This is a genomic window from Primorskyibacter sedentarius (assembly GCF_004342065.1).
Lineage (GTDB): Bacteria > Pseudomonadota > Alphaproteobacteria > Rhodobacterales > Rhodobacteraceae > Primorskyibacter > Primorskyibacter sedentarius.
In genome coordinates this window covers 1-16952 of record NZ_SLZU01000003.1, presented here as the reverse complement: position 1 = coordinate 16952, position 16952 = coordinate 1, and the positions used below count along the sequence as shown (strand labels likewise).

Genomic DNA, 16952 nt, shown 5'->3' with positions numbered 1-16952 from the left:
GCGAATTGCGTGGTTCAGGCCGACCGCAGGTAATCCATCACAGCGCCCCGCACCGATTCCTCGCCCCGGTCGCGGGCCTCTTCGATCACCGTTTTGACCTCGCCCAGATCGGACCGTCGCAGAAGGTGCTTTACCGGCCCGATGGAGGCAGGCCGCATGGACAGGGTGCGAATCCCGATCGCGGCAAGGCATAATGCTTCGACCGGACGGCCGGCATCTTCGCCACAGAACGAAAGATTCGTGCCCGTCTCTTCGCAGCGCCTGATGATCTGTTCCAGAAAGGTCAGAAAGCTCACGTTCAGCGTGTCATACCGACGGCGCACCCGCTCGTTTTCCCGGTCGGCTGCGAAAAAGAACTGCTTGAGGTCGTTGCCGCCAATCGAGAGGAACTCCACCTCTTCAAAGAACTGTTTTGGCGCATAGGCAAGCGACGGCGTTTCCAGCATCGCCCCGATTTCCATCCGGCTGGGCAACGCGTGGCCCAGCTTGACCTCGCGGGCGAGCGCCTTGTCCATTTCCGCACGTGCCGCGCGGAATTCCTCATATTGGGCGACGAAGGGGAACATGACCGAAAGCGGCCGACCCTGGGCGGCCCGCAGCAGCGCCTGAAGCTGCATCCGCATGACCCCCGGCTTGTCGAGCCCTACGCGAATCGCCCGCCAGCCAAGCGCCGGATTGGGCTCGTCATTGGGTTTCATGTAGGGCAGGACCTTGTCCGACCCGATATCGAGCGTGCGGAACACGACGCGTTGACCCTGTGCCGCGTCCAGCACGCGCGCATATAGCGCGGAAAGCTCTGACCGGCGGGGCATCTTGTTGCGGATAAGGAATTGCAGCTCTGTCCGGAAAAGGCCCACCCCCTCTGCGCCGGATCCGGCGAGCGAGGGCAGATCGGCCATAAGCCCGGCATTCATCATCAGTGCAATGCGCTTGCCACACTGGGTTTCTGCCGGTTTGTCACGGATCGAGGCATAGCGTTTCTGCGCCTCGGCCTGCATGGCCATCTTGTCGCGAAAGGCCGTGACAACCGTATCATCGGGGCGCAGATGAACGATCCCCTGATCGCCATCGACCATGATATGATCGCCGTTGAGCGCCTCTGTCGTGATGCGCCCGGCATGGATGACGAGCGGAATGGCCAGCGCCCGCGCCACGATTGCGGCATGGCTGCCGACAGAGCCTTCTTCCAGCACAACGCCCTTGAGTGCGCGCCCGTAATCCAGCAATTCGGCCGGTCCGATATTGCGAGCGACGAGAATCGGATCGGCGGGAAGTTCCGCACCCGTCTCGCGGCCCTGACCGGACAAAAGGCGCAAGAGGCGGTTCGACAGGTCATCCAGATCGTGCAGGCGTTCGCGCAGGTAGCCATCTGTCACCTGCGCCATGCGCGACCGCGCGGTGGATTGCTCCTTTTCGACGGCGGCTTCTGCCGAAAGACCGCGATCGATATCCTCTTCCATCCGCCGCATCCAGCCTTTGGAATTGGCGAACATCCGATACGCCTCCAACACCTGAAGCTGTTCCGAATCGCCGCCCGAAGCGCCTTCGAGCATCCGGTCCACGCCGATGCGCAGCTCTTCAATGGCTTCATGCAGGCGTACCAGCTCTCGCTGGGGGTCGTCTGCAATCGGGTTCGTGACCACGACACGGGGTTCGTGCAGCCAGACATGCCCCTCGGCCGTGCCTTCCTGGCCGGTGGTTCCACGCAGCACGACCTGATGCTGATGACGCGCGGACAGGGCCGCGCCCTCTCCGACGAAGGCGCCCAGCTCTGTCATTTCCGCCAGAACCATGGCGACAACTTCAAGGGCGTAGGTTTCGTCGGCGGTGAACTGGCGCGCTTGCTTGGACTGAACCACCAGCACGCCGAGCGTTTCACCAAGCCGCTGGATCGGCACGCCAAGGAAGCTGGAATAGATCTCTTCCCCGGTCTCCGGCATGTAGCGGAAACCCTTTTCCGACGGGGCATCGGCGGCATTTACGATGCTGCCGGTCTTGGCGACGCGCCCGACAAGGCCCTCGCCAAGACGCATGCGGGTCTGGTGAACGGCTTCGGGTTTCAGACCCTCGGTCGAGCAAAGCTCCAGCGTGTCCTCATCGCGGAAGAGGTAGATGGAGCAGACCTCCGTCTTCATCGAATCCGCGGTCAAATGGGTGATGTTGTCGAGGCGAGCCTGCCCGGCTGCATCCTCGGCCATCGTGTCGCGCAAACGGCCAAGCAGCTTGCGGCTTTCGGATTCAGTCGTTGGCACCATGTTACTGTCGGTGTTCCTTCGATCCTCGGTCGACCAACCTTAGACCACATGCATGCCGGATGCGAAACGAGTAATGCGGCCGCATCACTGAAATTTCGCGTTAAACGGGAATCCCTTGCCGATCAGTCTTTTTCAAGCTCGAAAGCATCATGCAGCGCCTGGACGGCCAGCTCCATGTATTTGCGGTCGATAAGGACAGAGATCTTGATCTCGGACGTGGCGATGACCTTGATGTTGATGCCTTCCGCCGACAATGTCTTGAACATCTTCGCGGCGACACCGGACTGGCTGCGCATCCCGATCCCCACGGCGGAAATCTTGGCGACATCCTTGTCGGCAATCAGTTCCTTGTAATTGATCTCGCCGCGCTCTTTCGCCTCTGAAAGCGCCTTTTCGGCCCGCAAAACCTGATCGTTCGGGCAGGAAAAGGTCATATCCGTACGGCCGGCTTCGGCGATATTCTGGATGATCATGTCGACATTGACGCCGGCATCGGACAACGGCCCGAAGATCGCCGCAGCGATACCTGGGCGGTCGGCGACGGAGACAAGGGTCATCTTCGCCTCTTCCCGAGAAAAGGCGATACCAGAGACCGGGCGATTTTCCATGATTTCCTCCTCGTCGCAGACCAATGTACCTGCGTCGTCAGATTGCTCTCCGAAAGAGCTGAGAACGCGCAACTTCACGTTGTATCGCATTGCCAGCTCTACAGAGCGGGTTTGAAGCACTTTGGCCCCCAGAGAGGCCAGTTCCAGCATTTCTTCGAAGGCAATCTTGTCGAGTTTGCGTGCCTTCGCACTGACGCGCGGATCTGTTGTGTAGACGCCGTCCACGTCGGTATAGATGTCGCAGCGTTCCGCGTTAAAGGCGGCTGCAAAGGCCACGGCGGTGGTGTCTGATCCGCCCCGCCCCAGCGTGGTGATGCGACCTTCGGGGCTGATGCCCTGAAAGCCCGCTACCACGGCCACGCGCATGCCTTCGGCAAATTTCGCGTTGATGTTGTCGTTCGGGATTTCCTCGATTCGCGCGGCGGAATGGGCAGAGGTGGTGCGCACCGGCACCTGCCAGCCCTGCCAGCTGCGCGCCGGGATATCCATCTCTTGCAGGGTCAGCGCCATCAACCCGGCGGTCACGTTCTCGCCAGAACTGACAACCGCGTCATACTCGCGTGCATCAAATAATGGGGAGGTTTCGTTCACGAAGCCAACCAGCTTGTTCGTCTCGCCCGACATGGCCGAAACGATGACGATCACGTCGTAGCCCTTGGCCACTTCGACGCCCACACGTTTGGCGGCGCGCCGAATGCGATCCAGGGTGGCGACGGATGTCCCGCCGAATTTCATCACAAGAACTGGCATGCTTGGCCCTCGGGTTCTGGTTCAGGGCCATTTACGCAAGCAATTCGACAAGGGCAAGGGCTGGCGGGCAGGCCCAACCGCGCCAAACGGCCGCGAGGGCCGCGCATAAGACACTCCAGCTGCTGTAGTTTCGGATGCAGGGGGCGGCCTGACGACGTTCGTGCGGCACGTATCTTTCAGGATGATTGCGGCGGTGAAATGCCGGGTATGCTCAGTTGGTCTTGCGCGTCGGCATGAAGGGCAGGGGGGCTACCTGTATGCCATCCTCGATCAGCTTTTTGGCGTCTTCGCCCTTCGCCTCACCCCAGATCGAGCGAGTGGGTGCCTCGCCATCATGCATCGCGCGCGCCTCGGATACGAAGTCCCGACCGACATAGGTGGCATTCTTTTCGACATGCTTGCGCAGTTCCGCCAGCACCTGTTCTGCCGGGGTCGCCGGTTGCGACAGGGGTGTGGGGGTGTCGGGCACGTCGGGGCCGCGCGACTGGCTTACCCGCGGGGCCATGATCGCCTTTTCCACCTCTGTCGTGCCGCAGACCGCGCAGGCGATCATGCTGGATGCCTTCAGCTTGTCGAAAGCGGATGCGGATTGAAACCAGCTGTCGAAGCGGTGATCTTCCGCGCATCTGAGAGTGTACTGGATCATGTGAGGCCAAAAAAACGTTGCCCACCAAAGATAAGCACGGTCGCGGCAAGATCAAGCGGATCTAGCGCTGCAGGGTTTTCGGATCAAAGTGCAGCAGCAGTTGCGCAAGCTCCGGCTCCTGCACATAGGCTGCGGCTTTTTTGCGGCCGAACCATTTTCGCTTGCGCTGGCCAGCCTCCGGGTAGGTCTTGGACAACGCCTTGACTTTCAGGGGATGAACCATGGCCATGCAGGTCATGCCAGTCTGGCGACCGCCCGCCTTGAAATAGGTGAACAGCCCGATGCATTGGTCATGCAGCGCGCCGCGCACGCCGGCCTCTTCCCAGGCTTCGACTTGGGCAGATTGCCCCGGCGTCTTTCCCGGTACCGGCCAGCCCTTGGGCAGAATCCATCGATTGGATCCGCGCGTGGTGATCAGCAGGATCTGAGGTTTTCCCTTGCGAATCCGGTAACATAGCGCCGCGCATTGCGTGTGCAGGCCGCCGGGACCGACGGTGCGGAAAGTCGTTGTCTGAGGCTTTCCGTTAAGCATCATCCGATACCGATTACGGTGGCAGGGTGAGTCAAGTGTTAGAGGGCAAATCGCGACTTGGCCAGACTGAGTTTCCGGTCCTGTCGGCAATTGCGGCAGTGGATCGGAGTTTCACGCGGCGAGCAGTCGCCCGAGATCGGCTTTCACCCTCTCCAACGCGTCGGCCTGATGCAATGCATCTTGTGCCGCAACACCCAGACGGGCCTGTGCGGCCGGGTTTTCCAGCTCGACCAACGCCTGTGCCAAATCTTGCGGGGTCTTGATGCAAAGCGCGGCCCCGGCGCGTTGCAGCCGCGAAAACGCTGCCGAAAAATTGTGCACATCCGGGCCGTGGACAATAGCACCACCAAAGGCGGCGGGTTCGTAGGGCGTGTGGCCACCGCGATCGCTCAACGTGCCGCCGATAAAGACGATGCCCGCCTGCGCGTACCAAAGTGCCATTTCGCCCATTGTGTCGGCAAGAAGCACCTCTTTCGCAGGCGGCTCGCCAAGGCTGCGCCGGGAAAAGGCCAAACCTGCCGCTTCAAGCTGTGCCGCGACGCCATCTCCGCGCCTTGCGTGGCGCGGCGCAAGGATGAGCCGCAGATCCGGGCGGCTGGCACGGGCCAGAAGATGCGCCTTGATCACCACCTGCTCGTCCCCGGGATGGGTGGAGGCCGCCAACCATGTCTGTGCCCTGGGAAAGGCCGCATGCAGCGCGGTGTCGGGTGTCAGGTCGGGCGGTGGCGTGTAGCTTGCCTTGAGGTCCAGAACCGGCCCGGCAGCAGAGGCGCGCAGCCCCAGCGCCCGCATGCGGGCAAGAGACCGGCTGTCCTGCGCGGAAAGATAGCTGATCCGCCCCAGGATCCGGCGCGACAGGCGCCCGACGCGTGCCCAACCCCGCGCGGTGCGCTGTGTCAGTCGCGCGCCGAAAATCGCGACCGGAATGCCCGCTGCCGAACAGCGCATCACCCGGTCGGGCCAGAGTTCTGATTCCATGGTGACATGCGCCACCACCTGCCATTTCTTCAGCATCCGCCGATTGATGAAACCCAGATCGAACGGCGCAAGACGCGCGCTGACCCGGTCGAGTTGCCACGATTTGGCCAGCTCCACGGCAGATGCAGTGTTGCAGGTGATCAGGATACCAAGGTCGGGGCGGAGGCTGAGAACATGTTCAATCAGCGGGCGGGCCGATGTCAATTCCCCATTGGAAGCCGCGTGCAACCACAGATGCGGCCCGGGGGCTGCAGCGCCGCGTCCCAGACGACCGGCTGCGAGCGCCCAGTCGCCACGCAGACAATCACGCAGCAACAGCACGAGCGACACGAAGGTCATGAGTATTCGGTAAACGATCACAGGCGACAACGATGCTTTGCGGGAGAAGAGGAGGCTGTGCTTACGACCTATGCCGGAGCACCGCTTTTGGCAAGTCTGGAGTACCCTCTCAGCAGGTCAGAACCGGGAACCAATCCTCGCGAAGGCGTTGACCTGCCTGCATTTCATGCCCCGGAAAGGGCGGGGAGGTCGGGCCGGGACGTTCCACGTAACGCGCATCGTCGCCCACCAGCCGCAGCGAGAAAGCCCGCCTGCGCTGCTTCGTGGTATTGCCGCGCGCGCCGTGCAACACGTCGAAGCCAAAGGCCACGGCGTCGCCGGGCTGCATTTTCCATTCCAGCACGCGCATTCCCTCGGCATCCGGATCGGGCACCGGCATGAAGGCGTCCGGGTCAGGATAAAAGGTCTCTTCGGTCAGCCAGCGCGTTGGCAGCACGGGCTTGTCCCAGCAATGCGAACCCGCGACCAGACGCAAGGAAGCCTCCTCGACCGGATCGAGCGGCACCCAGAAGCTGACGGTCTGACGGCCCTGAACAAAGTAATAGGGGCCGTCCGAGTGCCAGGGCGTTGGTTTCGATGTGCCCGGTTCCTTGACCAGTACATGGTCGTGAAACAGCTGCACCGACCGGCTTTGCATCAAGCCAGCGGCTGCGGCAACGATCCTGCCATCATGCGCGGCTGCCTCGAATTCCTCGATGCGTTGCCAGTTGCAGTAATCGTCGAAGAAACGCCCGGCTTCCGTCTCCTTTAGGTTCTCGGCAGCATAGGGGCCCGGGGCCTGCATGTTACGTTCCACCCCGCGGCGCAACGCTTCGACCTGCCCGGCGAACAGGCCCGGTATCATCACCGCGCCGTCGCGTTGAAAAGCGGCGATGGTTTCGGATGCAATTGGGTCGGACATGGCACCTTTCCCTTCCTGGTCAACAGCGCCGATCCTGCGGAGGCGTGGAGAGGAAGTCCAGCCGGTACAGGGGTGATAATTCCATGCAAAATGGCTGTATGCCGAAGCGCCTTGGTGTCTAATTCAATTTGAAGTGGTGGAAACTCGCCGATCTTTAATCTGACGCAAAGGGCGAAAATTACAGTGAAATCATGATTTTATCGGGTGACATCAAACCGTGCGTGCGGTCAAGCCAACCCCGCGAAGAAATTTCCGTATTCCCCTTTAGAGATGGCGCGTTAGATTGGGCGCGAAGCGGGGCAGTCTGAAGGTATGCGATGTCGCTGGATCGGTTCCTGAAAGTTCAGGCGCAGACCTATCCGGTTGCGCTGGCCGAAGTGCGCGATGGCCACAAGGTCACGCACTGGATGTGGTTCATCTTCCCGCAGCTTGCCTCGCTCGGACGGTCGGAAACCTCCAAGATTTTCGGCATCCGCGACGGGGCAGAGGCCGCCGCATATCTTGCGCACCCGGTTCTGGGCGCGCGGCTGATTGAAATTTCGCAGGAAATGTTGCGCCACTCACAGACGCCGCCCGAGCGTATCCTTGGCAAGGTCGATGCGCTGAAGCTGCGTTCCTCCGCCACGCTGTTCGCGGCCCAGTGCAACGAAAAGGGCGTGTTTGATGACATTCTGAGTGCCTTCTACGGCGGAACGCCATGCCCGCTGACCTTGAAAGAGTTGTCGCGCGAGTAGCGCCGCGCCTCAGGCAAGGGTCGCGCGGATGTGGGTTTCCAGCTTCTTGAGCAAGACGTCGTTGTCGAATCGCTCTTCGGCGACGCGGCGGGCAAGGCTGGCCATCTCCCCGGTGTCTGTGGCCTGCATTGCGCGGCCGATGGCGGTGGTGAAACCGTCCGCGTCATGTTCTTCCACCAGCCAGCCGGTCTTGCCCTCGTCGATTGCTTCGGGGATGCCGGCATGTCGGGTCGACACGGTGATACAGCCGCAGGCCATCGCCTCTTGGATCGCGGTCGGCAGCCCTTCAGTGTTTCCGTTTGCGGCTGTGATTGAATGTTGCAGAAAGAACTGCGCGGTCGCCAGCTTTCCACGCACGAAATCATGAGGCTGGCTGCCGTGAAAGATCACGCGCTCCTTCGCGCCCAGTTCCTCGGCCAGCGCCTGTGCGGGCGCGAGCAAGGGGCCGTCGCCGATGAAATCGAGCCGCGCATGCGGTAGGTCGCGGGTGGCCTCGGCAAAGCTGCGCAAAGTGGTCAGCGGCGCTTTCTTCTCTACAAACCGGCCCACCGCCAGACAGCTGAGCGGTTGCTTTTGCCCCGGAACGAAGCGCCGCACATCGACGCCCGATGGGATCACGACAGAGTCCGGGTGACGGATGTCATGCCGGGCCAGGTTATCCAGCAGGAATTGCGAGACTGAAAAGACGCCCGCAAGGCGCGGCATCATCCGCCGGTAGGCCTCGCGCATCCGTTCGGTCTGAATCGCCTTGGAGGCATCCGTGCCCCGGAAATAGGTAAAGATCGGCAGGTCCAGCTCATTGGCCAACGGGGCCATCGCCAGCGCCTGCGTGCCGAATTCCGCAAGGATCAGCTCTACCTTCTGGTCACGCAGAAAGGTGGTCAGGTCACGCTTGGCCCGCCCGAAAGGCAGGCGCGACGTGTTGTGCAGGATGCGGTTGCGCATCATCCAATATGGCGCGGTCAGCAAATCGGTCGTGGTTGGCCTCTCCCGCCGCGCGAACCAGGCCTTGTCGTAAGGATTGCTGCCGTGAAAGCGACCGCAAACCACAACCGTATCGCCGCCGAACAAGTGCTGGATATGGCGATTGATGAAGGTCTCACCGCCGATGTGGTATTCGCCTGTGACAATCGCCGTGCGCATGCGCTTCGTTCCCTGTTGATCCTTGCAGGGTTCCGTAGCAGCGCCGCCGCCGTTCGGCAATCTATTGAGGAGACAGCCACGGACCGGGCAGGGGGCAACCCGTCGAAATTCGGGCAAGCCCCGAAGGCGCTATTTCCGGTTGGCCGTCAGGGTCCCCAGTGTCTCTTCCAGATGCTTGGAATTGACCGGTTTGCACAACACCCGTTGTCCCGTCAGACCGCACATTTCAGGAAAATCCGACGGGGCGTATCCGCTGAGAAACGTCAGTGGGACACCGGTCGCGATCAATTTTTCTGCAATCGGGGCAGAGGTCTCGTTCTTGCTCAGATTGAAGTCAAGCACAGCTGCATCGGGTAGATGTTCCTCCAGCGCGGCCATCGCCGTGGCCACGTTGTGGTAGGGCCCCAATACATCGTAGCCCATGTCTTCGACCTGCATCGCGAGATCCAGCGCAATAAGCGCGTCATCCTCGACAAGAAAGACCGACGGCCGCGAGGCGTCCGCGCGTGCAGAGGCGTCCGCGCTTGCAAGAGCGGCTTCAGTCACGGTGTGACCACTCGGCGTTGATTGGTCTATTGGTCATCCGGACCCCTTGATCGACTTAGCTTGCGGCCTTTTCATGCCGTAACGCATTCACTTTGCAACGAAAAACGGGGCGTCTTGTACCACTACACTTCGGTTCTGCTTTCAGGAAACGCGAAAGCGGCGGGTTGGTTCCCCATTTTTTGAAAAAATCCTGTCACGGGTGACAGCAGGCGACAGGCGCCTTGCACTCGTCGCGACAGGACAAAATTGGATGGGTGGTAGATACAAAGAGGGCCCGCGCGGCATTGCCTGCGGGCCCCGGATTGTCATGCGTAGTAGATGTCAGGCGCGACGGCGGCGTCCACCGCGACGACCCGACGTCGCCTCGCCCGGCTGACCGCCCACCTTGTTGAACTGAATCCACGAGCCCCCGTTGGGATCATTATTGGTCAGCAGGTTTGCGGCGCGGATCGCCTCCATCTCCTTGCCCGGGCGAGGCCGGGTGGAGCCCATGCCGAAAAGCGTCACGAAGGTTTCGTCGTCCATACCGTCGGGAAGGATGATCCCGGCTGCCAGAACTTCGGCCTTTTTCTCGGCGATCTTCTTTTGGTTCACTGGCAGCGCCACCGGGTTCATGATTGCAGATGTCATGCCCGCCCCCATGGCCATCGGCAGAAACGCATTGTTGATTCCGTGCCGGTTGGGCAGACCAAAGCTGACATTGGACGCGCCGCAGGTGGTGTTCACGCCCAGTTCCTCGCGCAGGCGACGCACAAGCGCGAAGACCTGAAGCCCGGCCGTCGCCATTGCCCCGATCGGCATGACCAGCGGATCGACCACGATGTCATGCGCGGGAATGCCGAAATCAGCCGCGCGTTCGACGATCTTTTTGGCCACGGCAAAGCGCACGTCCGGGTCTTCGGAAATACCGGTGTCATCGTTGGAGATTGCCACGACGGGCACGTTGTATTTCTTAACCAGCGGCAACACGAGCTCCAGCCGCTCTTCCTCACCCGTGACGGAATTGAGCAGGGGGCGGCCTTCGCAAGCCTCAAGCCCGGCCTGCAACGCACCGGGAACAGAGCTGTCGATGCAAAGCGGCGTGTCGGTGACGGCCTGAATGCGATTGATCAACTCGGGCATCAGCATCGGCTCGACAAAGTTGTTGTCGGCATAGCGCGGGTCTTCGGCCATCTTGTTGGAGAAGACCGCGCCGGAATTCACGTCCAGAATATTCGCCCCGGCCGCAGCCTGCGCCAATGCGTCGGCTTCGACGCGGGAAAAATCGCCGCGCTCCAGTTCTTCGGACAGGATCTTGCGACCGGTGGGATTGATCCGCTCGCCAATCACGCAGAACGGCTCGTCAAACCCTATGATTGCTGTTTTGGTTTTGGATTCAACGACAGTACGGGTCATTCTATTCCTCTCAGCTATTGGCTGGCTTGGTGGCGCCGCCACCATTTTGGGTGGCCCAGGCCGCATTCGTCTTGATCCCGCCAAGCGGGAAGAAATGCACCTGTTCGATATTGAAGTCGGGGTTGGCCGCCTTGTGGGCTGCAAGCTTTGCAAGCACGTCGGTCGGCTCGTAGGGCAGCAGCAGTTTTGTCACGTCCATCGCACGTTTCTGCAAGACCTTCAGCGAGGGGCCCACACCGCAGGCGATGGCAAACTTGATCAGCGTCTGCAGCTTGGCGGGGCCGGCGATGCCGATATGGATGGGCAGGTCGATGCCAGCCGCCTTCAGTCCGTCGGCCCATGCGATGATCGGATCGGCGTCAAAGGCGAATTGCGTGGCAAGCGCCATCTTCGCATCGGTGCGTTCGCTGAATTTCTGTTTCCAGCGCAGCGCGTCATCGACATTCGTCATGCTGCCATCCGGGTCGATGTCGCGGTTGCCCTCGGGGTGGCCCGCCACGTGCAGACGGGTGAAGCCCGCCTTGTCGAACAGACCGGTTTCCAGCAGTTGCATGGAGCTGTCAAAGGCCCCCACGGGTTGGGATACACCACCGGCCAGAAGCAGGCCCTGCGTGACGCCCGCCTCTCCCTGATAGCGCGCGATCCAATCGGCGAGCGTGGCCTTGTCCTTTATGATCCGGGCGGGAAAATGCGGCATGACGGCATAGCCGTCGCGCGCAAGCCGTGCTGCCGTCGTCACCATGTCGGTGATCTCTGTCCCGTCGATATGGGCGATATAGACACGCGTGCCCTCGGGCAGCAGGTCGCGGAAATTTTCGACCTTTTCGGCCGTGCGCGGCATGACCTCGATCGAGTAGCCTTTCAGGAAGGCTTGCATCTCGGGCGAGGGGCCCGGCGCGGTTTCAACTTTCTTGCGGAAATTCAAAAGCGCCATCGCGGCCTCCCAAAGCCTGGCTGGACTCATGCCCGGCCATTGTTGTCGATCAGTTGCTTGATACGGTCTCGGTCATATTCGGCATCCAGCCGCGCCACCTCGGCTGCCAGAACCTCTTCGGAGGAGCCGTCAACCGTATAGGGCGCCGCCTTGCGCCATTCTGCCAGGTAATCATCCGTGCCCGCCGCGCCGGATTTCATCGCCGCGCGGTCAATCGCCTGTTCGAAACGTTCGGGCAATTGAGCCTTCGCCCCGCGACGGCCCTTGCCGACGATGACCTGCGCAGGAATATCCCGCCAGTAGACAATAGTGACATCGGGCATCTTCGATTCCCCAGACCAGTTAAGCATCTGTAATTCACCGCAACAGCGTTCCGGCGTCGTTTTTCGACATCTGTGACGCTTTGAGCGACGCCGCCACCTTATGTCCAGCGGCCTTGGGGGGCCAGTGCTGCGGGCTTGAAATAACCGTGGGCAGATGATGAGTGCGGCTCATGTTATCCCAAGCTATCCCTGCCACGGCTTGACCCTGTGTGGCGCAGCGCGGATAGTGGCGCCAGTGACGGACGCGCGAAAGCGGCGCCGACGGAAATGTTTACAGGTTGCTCTTGGCCATCTTCCTTCCAGAATACAAAGTCGCCTACATGGCCGTTCCGAAAGCGGGCTGTTCCTCGGTCAAGGCAGCGCTTGCGCATCTTGACAGTCGCGTGACGATCCCGCCTGCCGAGGACATCACCGTGATGACCTGGCACAAGATTTATCCAACCACACGCTTCAGGCAGCGGCGCTGGAACCGGTTTACGGATTTCTACCGCTTTACGGTGGTGCGCGATCCCGCCCGCAGGATGATGTCGGTCTATACAAACCGGGTTGTGCATTTCCGTGATCTGCACAGCAGCTGGAAGATGCAGACCGACCCCAATTACGCCCATCTCAGCAAGGATCCCGATCCGGACTTTTTCTTTCAGAACTTGCGGGACTACATGAAGGCGGCCTCTGTCATCAAACACCATTGCCTTGGCACGCAGCTTTTCATCGGGCCGCACCCGCTGCAATATGACCGCGTCTACCGGACCGAGGACATGGGCGAGCTGGCACATGACCTGTCGAGGATCGTTGGCAAGCCCGTCGAGATGCCGCGCGAGAATTCCTCTGACATCAAACTGTCGCTGGGGGATCTGGCCCCCAAGACCATCGATGCGATCCGCCCGATGCTGGATGAGGAATACGCTCATCTGTCCGACTATTTCGAGAATCCGCTCTAGCATCTTAACGACATTCTTGCAGCCCGGCCCCTAGCTGCGTATCGTGACCACAAGTTGAAAATCAGGAAGGCGCAAAAATGGCGCCAAAGCGTCCCAAGGGTGCGGGCGCATTCCCGAAACCGGTTGAGTGGTCCGCGCCGAAGCCGCCCGATCCATCCGAGCTTTATGCCGCGTTGGATCTGGGCACGAACAGTTGTCGAATGCTGATTGCCCAGCCAAAGGGCAGCCAGTTTCACGTAGTTGACAGTTTCTCCAAGTCGGTTCAGCTCGGCTCTGGGCTGGAGAAGTCTGGCCGTTTGAGCCGCGCGTCGATGGGCCGTACCATCCAGGCCTTGCGGGTCTGTCACCAGAAATTGCAGCGCCACGAGGTGCGGCGGATGCGTCTGGTTGCGACAGAGGCCTGCCGCCGTGCGGTCAATGCGCGGGATTTCATCCGTCAGGTCCGGCGCGAGACCGGGTTGGAGCTGGAGGTTATCCAGCCGGAGGAGGAGGCGCGGCTTGCCGTGATCTCTTGCGCACCTTTGGTGTCCACCAAGACCGAACAGCTTTTGGTGGTCGATATCGGCGGTGGATCGACAGAGCTTGTCTGGATTGACCTGTCCTCGGTGCCGCACCGCGAACGGCCGCGGGCGATCATGCGCCTGCATGCGGGGTTTCACACCACTGTCAGCCCGTTTGCCGCGGCAAAAGTGGTGGATTGGATATCTGTCCCGCTGGGTGTCGCAACACTGCGCGATCAATTCTCCGACGTGGAGGATGACGCGGCTCGCTATGCTTTGATGAGCTGGTTCTTCGAGGAAAACCTGTCTGAATTTGCACCCTATAAGGACGAACAGGCCCGCGAAGGGTTTCAGATCGTCGGGACGTCAGGCACGGTCACAACGGTTGCCGCCTCTCATCTGGGGTTGAAGCGATACGACCGTACAAAGGTCGATGGGCTGCGAATGACATCCGATCAGATCGAAAAGGTCATCAACCGCTATCTTGAAATGGGCCCTGCGGGGCGCCACCGTGACCCGCGCATCGGACAGGACCGGCAAGCCCTGATCATGTCGGGGTCTGCGATCTTGCAAGCATTGCTGCGCTGCTGGCCGACGGATCGCCTTTCGGTCGCTGACCGTGGTCTGCGCGAGGGGTTGCTTTACGCTCAGATGTGCAGCGACGGTGTGCTGGAGGATGGTCCGTACTAGCGCGGGCGCTGGTCGGTCCGAAGTGTGTTAATGCGCCCTTCGGGGCGACTTTTCTGCCGGATCGCGGGGCCAACCAGGATTAGGCGGTGGAAAAACCCGCCCGCATGGCCCATTTGGGTCCTAAGTAACGCAACACCCGAGGCAGGACATGACAAAAAACACCTCCGGGCGCGGGCAGCGCGACCTGAAAGTCAAAGTCAAAAGCGCGCGCGGGCGGAAATTGTCCTCGACGCGCTGGCTGCAACGTCAGCTCAATGATCCTTATGTCAAACGCGCGCAGGCCGAAGGCTACCGGGGGCGGGCGGCCTTCAAGATCCTGGAGCTTGATGAAAAGTTCCGTTTCCTCGTGCCCGGCGCGCGGGTGGTGGACCTTGGCTGCGCACCGGGCGGTTGGTGCCAGGTTGCGGTCAAGCGCGTGAATGCGCTTGGCGAAAGGACCGGCAAGGCCGTGGGGTTTGTTCTGGGCATTGACCTGCAAGAGGTCGAGACGATCCCGGGTGCAGAGATCCATGTGCTCGATTTTCTTGACGAAGGCGCGGACGAGCAGGTGCGCGAATGGCTGGGCGGTACGGCCGATGTGGTGATGTCCGACATGGCCGCGTCATCTTCTGGCCACAAACAGACCGATCACCTGCGGATCATCAATCTTTGCGAAACCGCGGCCTATTTTGCCTTCGACGTACTGACACCGGGTGGCACCTTCGTTGCCAAGGTGCTGGCAGGCGGGGCAGAGGGGGACCTGCAGAAGCTTCTCAAGCAGCGCTTTGAGAAGGTCGCGAACGTCAAGCCGCCATCCTCGCGCGCCGACAGTTCGGAGAAATTCGTTGTGGCAACCGGTTTCCGGGGCGACATTCAGTCCTGAAGCGGCCATCTTTCCAAAGAGGCCAACGCAATGGCCTGAAACCTGCGCGCGAAATGCGGCGACACGCAAGCATATTCCTGATCATGCGCCGCAGCCCTGTCAGTAACATGTGGCTCGCGTGACTTTGGACGCGGTGGCGTTCTGAAGACGCCGATTATCACATTAGCGCTGCTATCTGCCTGGATCACTTGGTTTCCCCTTTGTTCCCGAGCTTGGAACGGAAGTCTTGGGATTTTCCTAACGCAAAGACCGGTCGCCCAAAGGGGCAGCCTGCACATTGCGTGAGGCACGGGGCCGGGGGGCAATCCATTGTTCGCTGGACAGCTCTGACGCTTGTGCCAATGCTGGGCCGTGTGGAACGCGGAAAGGCAGAGCGATGCAGACGGTACTAATATATGGTGACAGCAACACCCACGGCACGAAGCCTCTGCAACGGCCGGGCCAGTCAGAGCGTTTCTCACCCGCCCATCGCTGGCCCGCGGTGATGGCTGCGCAGCTTGGACCGGATGTGCGCGTCATCGACGAAGGATTGCCCGGGCGCACGACAGTGCATGACGACCCTATAGAAGGGGGCGCCCGGAATGGGCTGAGCGTCTTGCCCGCCATCTTGCCAAGCCACGCCCCGATCGACCTGTTGGTGATCATGTTAGGAACAAATGACCTGAAATCGCGCTTCTCGGTCACATCATGGGAGATTGCCCGCTCGGTGGAACGTCTCGTGCTGGCAGCGCGCGACGAGCTTCCCGGCCTTGCCGTTCTGATCGTCGCGCCCGTTCCGGTGCGCGAAGTTGGCGGGTTGAAAGAGGTCTATGTGGGGGCCGAGCGACGCCAAGAGGGTCTGATTGCTCACCTTGCACAGATCGCGAAGGCGCAGGGCTGCGGATTTGTTGATGCAGGCTCCTATATAGAAGTGTCCGATATTGATGGCGTGCATTGGGACGCCGAGGCCCATGTCTCCTTCGCAGCCGTAATGGCCGAGAAGGTGGCAGATCAGTTGGGGGCAGAGGGATGAGGCGCGCTCTTCTTATTGCTCTCCTGCTCGCCGGTTGCACTCGCGTCGGTCCGGAAGGACCGCCCATGCCACAGGTCAGCTATCGAGACAGCTCAGTTGCGATCTCGTCCAGCACGAGGTTCGACCCACAGCGTTTCGCTGGTACATGGACGCGATTGGCCAGCTTCAATCCTGAATATGACGGCGCAGCCTGCAAGGAGATCCGGTTCACGCCGATGCTGGATGGGCGAATGGCCGTCGCGGGATGCCAGCCGTCACCGGGCAGGGCGGCGGGAACAGTACTCTATACCGTAGCTCCCTTTGGTCGCCTGGAAGCGGAGGGTGCCGAACCGATCTGGATCCTTTGGGTTGCCGAAGATTTCGGAACAGCCGTCTTGGGCACACCTTCGGGCAGTTTTGGCTGGATTCTGAATCGCGGCGACGGCATTCGACCAGATCGTTTTCGTGCCGCTCGCGAATTGCTGGACTTCAACGGATATGACACCGCGCGGCTGCGACGCCACTGATTCACCGATTCAGTACGATTTCTCGGCACGAGACCCATCCGCAGACCATTGATTCCGGTTCGGCAACGACAATCAGGGCAGATTCTTCGGCGTGTTTGCGCTGTTCTGTGGGTGAAAGGTGGTGAAAAGGCCGGGAACGGCCAGCTTGCGCAAAATATGCGCTTTTGATAGAGCCGACGTAAATTATTTAATAACAATAGTTTAGCAGATGAATGGCCGGAATAATTTGACCGAAATGGAAAAAAATGGGGTTCAGGGCGATTTTCTTCAAAAAACTGCTTGCGGGCATCGTCAACTAACCGTAGAACCCCCTTCACCGGCGGCGCTGAGGCGCTAACGGGACGCCGGACGGGGCGG

At 60.8% G+C, this 16952-nt stretch carries 17 protein-coding genes; 6 read left to right on the top strand and 11 right to left on the bottom strand.

What is annotated here, in order from left to right; genetic code table 11:
• Window positions 1–14 precede the first annotated feature (14 nt).
• The 6 genes from ptsP to EDD52_RS06305 form a co-directional block, all read right to left on the bottom strand.
• Window positions 15–2255: a phosphoenolpyruvate--protein phosphotransferase gene (gene ptsP / locus EDD52_RS06330; RefSeq protein ID WP_132243023.1), complete on the bottom strand. Its 2241-nt coding sequence runs from the start codon at window positions 2253–2255 to the stop codon at window positions 15–17.
• A gap of 122 nt (window positions 2256–2377) precedes the next feature.
• Window positions 2378–3613 (bottom strand): aspartate kinase, encoded by a 1236-nt coding sequence (locus tag EDD52_RS06325; RefSeq protein ID WP_132243021.1) that lies wholly within the window; start codon window positions 3611–3613, stop codon window positions 2378–2380.
• A gap of 211 nt (window positions 3614–3824) precedes the next feature.
• Window positions 3825–4259 carry a DUF1178 family protein gene (locus EDD52_RS06320; protein ID WP_132243019.1) on the bottom strand — a complete coding sequence of 145 codons (435 nt, stop codon included), beginning with the start codon at window positions 4257–4259 and terminating at the stop codon, window positions 3825–3827.
• A gap of 61 nt (window positions 4260–4320) precedes the next feature.
• A complete protein-coding gene (locus EDD52_RS06315) occupies window positions 4321–4791 on the bottom strand; it encodes an NUDIX hydrolase (protein WP_132243017.1) in 471 nt (156 codons plus the stop codon).
• Between the two features lie 111 nt (window positions 4792–4902).
• Entirely contained in the window at window positions 4903–6108 is a 1206-nt protein-coding gene (locus EDD52_RS06310; RefSeq protein WP_243651857.1) for a 3-deoxy-D-manno-octulosonic acid transferase, read from the bottom strand.
• A 109-nt stretch (window positions 6109–6217) separates the two neighbouring features.
• A complete protein-coding gene (locus EDD52_RS06305; RefSeq protein WP_132243015.1) occupies window positions 6218–7009 on the bottom strand; it encodes a phytanoyl-CoA dioxygenase family protein in 792 nt (263 codons plus the stop codon).
• A gap of 317 nt (window positions 7010–7326) precedes the next feature.
• On the opposite strand from EDD52_RS06305, the gene EDD52_RS06300 reads away from it, so the two are divergent.
• A complete protein-coding gene (locus EDD52_RS06300; protein ID WP_132243013.1) occupies window positions 7327–7743 on the top strand; it encodes a DUF1810 domain-containing protein in 417 nt (138 codons plus the stop codon).
• Window positions 7744–7752: 9 nt separating this feature from the next.
• Here EDD52_RS06300 and EDD52_RS06295 read toward each other — a convergent pair whose 3' ends face one another.
• The 5 genes from EDD52_RS06295 to EDD52_RS06275 form a co-directional block, all read right to left on the bottom strand.
• Complete coding sequence (locus tag EDD52_RS06295) at window positions 7753–8886, bottom strand: glycosyltransferase (RefSeq protein ID WP_132243011.1); 1134 nt, start codon at window positions 8884–8886, stop codon at window positions 7753–7755.
• A gap of 129 nt (window positions 8887–9015) precedes the next feature.
• Window positions 9016–9432, bottom strand: coding sequence for a response regulator (locus EDD52_RS06290; RefSeq protein ID WP_132243009.1), 417 nt, complete (start codon window positions 9430–9432; stop codon window positions 9016–9018).
• 321 nt (window positions 9433–9753) lie between these two features.
• Complete coding sequence (locus tag EDD52_RS06285; RefSeq protein ID WP_132243007.1) at window positions 9754–10827, bottom strand: dihydropteroate synthase; 1074 nt, start codon at window positions 10825–10827, stop codon at window positions 9754–9756.
• A 10-nt stretch (window positions 10828–10837) separates the two neighbouring features.
• Entirely contained in the window at window positions 10838–11761 is a 924-nt protein-coding gene (locus EDD52_RS06280) for a methylenetetrahydrofolate reductase (RefSeq protein WP_132243005.1), read from the bottom strand.
• Window positions 11762–11787: 26 nt separating this feature from the next.
• The gene (locus EDD52_RS06275) at window positions 11788–12084 is read right to left on the bottom strand and encodes a virulence factor (RefSeq protein ID WP_132243003.1); all 297 of its coding nucleotides are present in this window, start codon (window positions 12082–12084) and stop codon (window positions 11788–11790) included.
• Between the two features lie 278 nt (window positions 12085–12362).
• Between EDD52_RS06275 and EDD52_RS06270 the strand changes: the two genes are divergently transcribed.
• The 5 genes from EDD52_RS06270 to EDD52_RS06250 all read left to right on the top strand — a co-directional run bounded on the left by EDD52_RS06270 (window position 12363) and on the right by EDD52_RS06250 (window position 16595).
• Window positions 12363–13025: a sulfotransferase family 2 domain-containing protein gene (locus tag EDD52_RS06270; RefSeq protein ID WP_341539835.1), complete on the top strand. Its 663-nt coding sequence runs from the start codon at window positions 12363–12365 to the stop codon at window positions 13023–13025.
• Window positions 13026–13102: 77 nt separating this feature from the next.
• The gene (locus EDD52_RS06265; RefSeq protein ID WP_132242999.1) at window positions 13103–14215 is read left to right on the top strand and encodes a Ppx/GppA phosphatase family protein; all 1113 of its coding nucleotides are present in this window, start codon (window positions 13103–13105) and stop codon (window positions 14213–14215) included.
• 148 nt (window positions 14216–14363) lie between these two features.
• Complete coding sequence (locus EDD52_RS06260; protein WP_132242997.1) at window positions 14364–15077, top strand: RlmE family RNA methyltransferase; 714 nt, start codon at window positions 14364–14366, stop codon at window positions 15075–15077.
• Between the two features lie 376 nt (window positions 15078–15453).
• Complete coding sequence (locus tag EDD52_RS06255) at window positions 15454–16089, top strand: SGNH/GDSL hydrolase family protein (RefSeq protein ID WP_132242995.1); 636 nt, start codon at window positions 15454–15456, stop codon at window positions 16087–16089.
• A gap of 65 nt (window positions 16090–16154) precedes the next feature.
• A complete protein-coding gene (locus EDD52_RS06250; RefSeq protein WP_165907469.1) occupies window positions 16155–16595 on the top strand; it encodes a lipocalin family protein in 441 nt (146 codons plus the stop codon).
• Window positions 16596–16952: the final 357 nt, after the last annotated feature.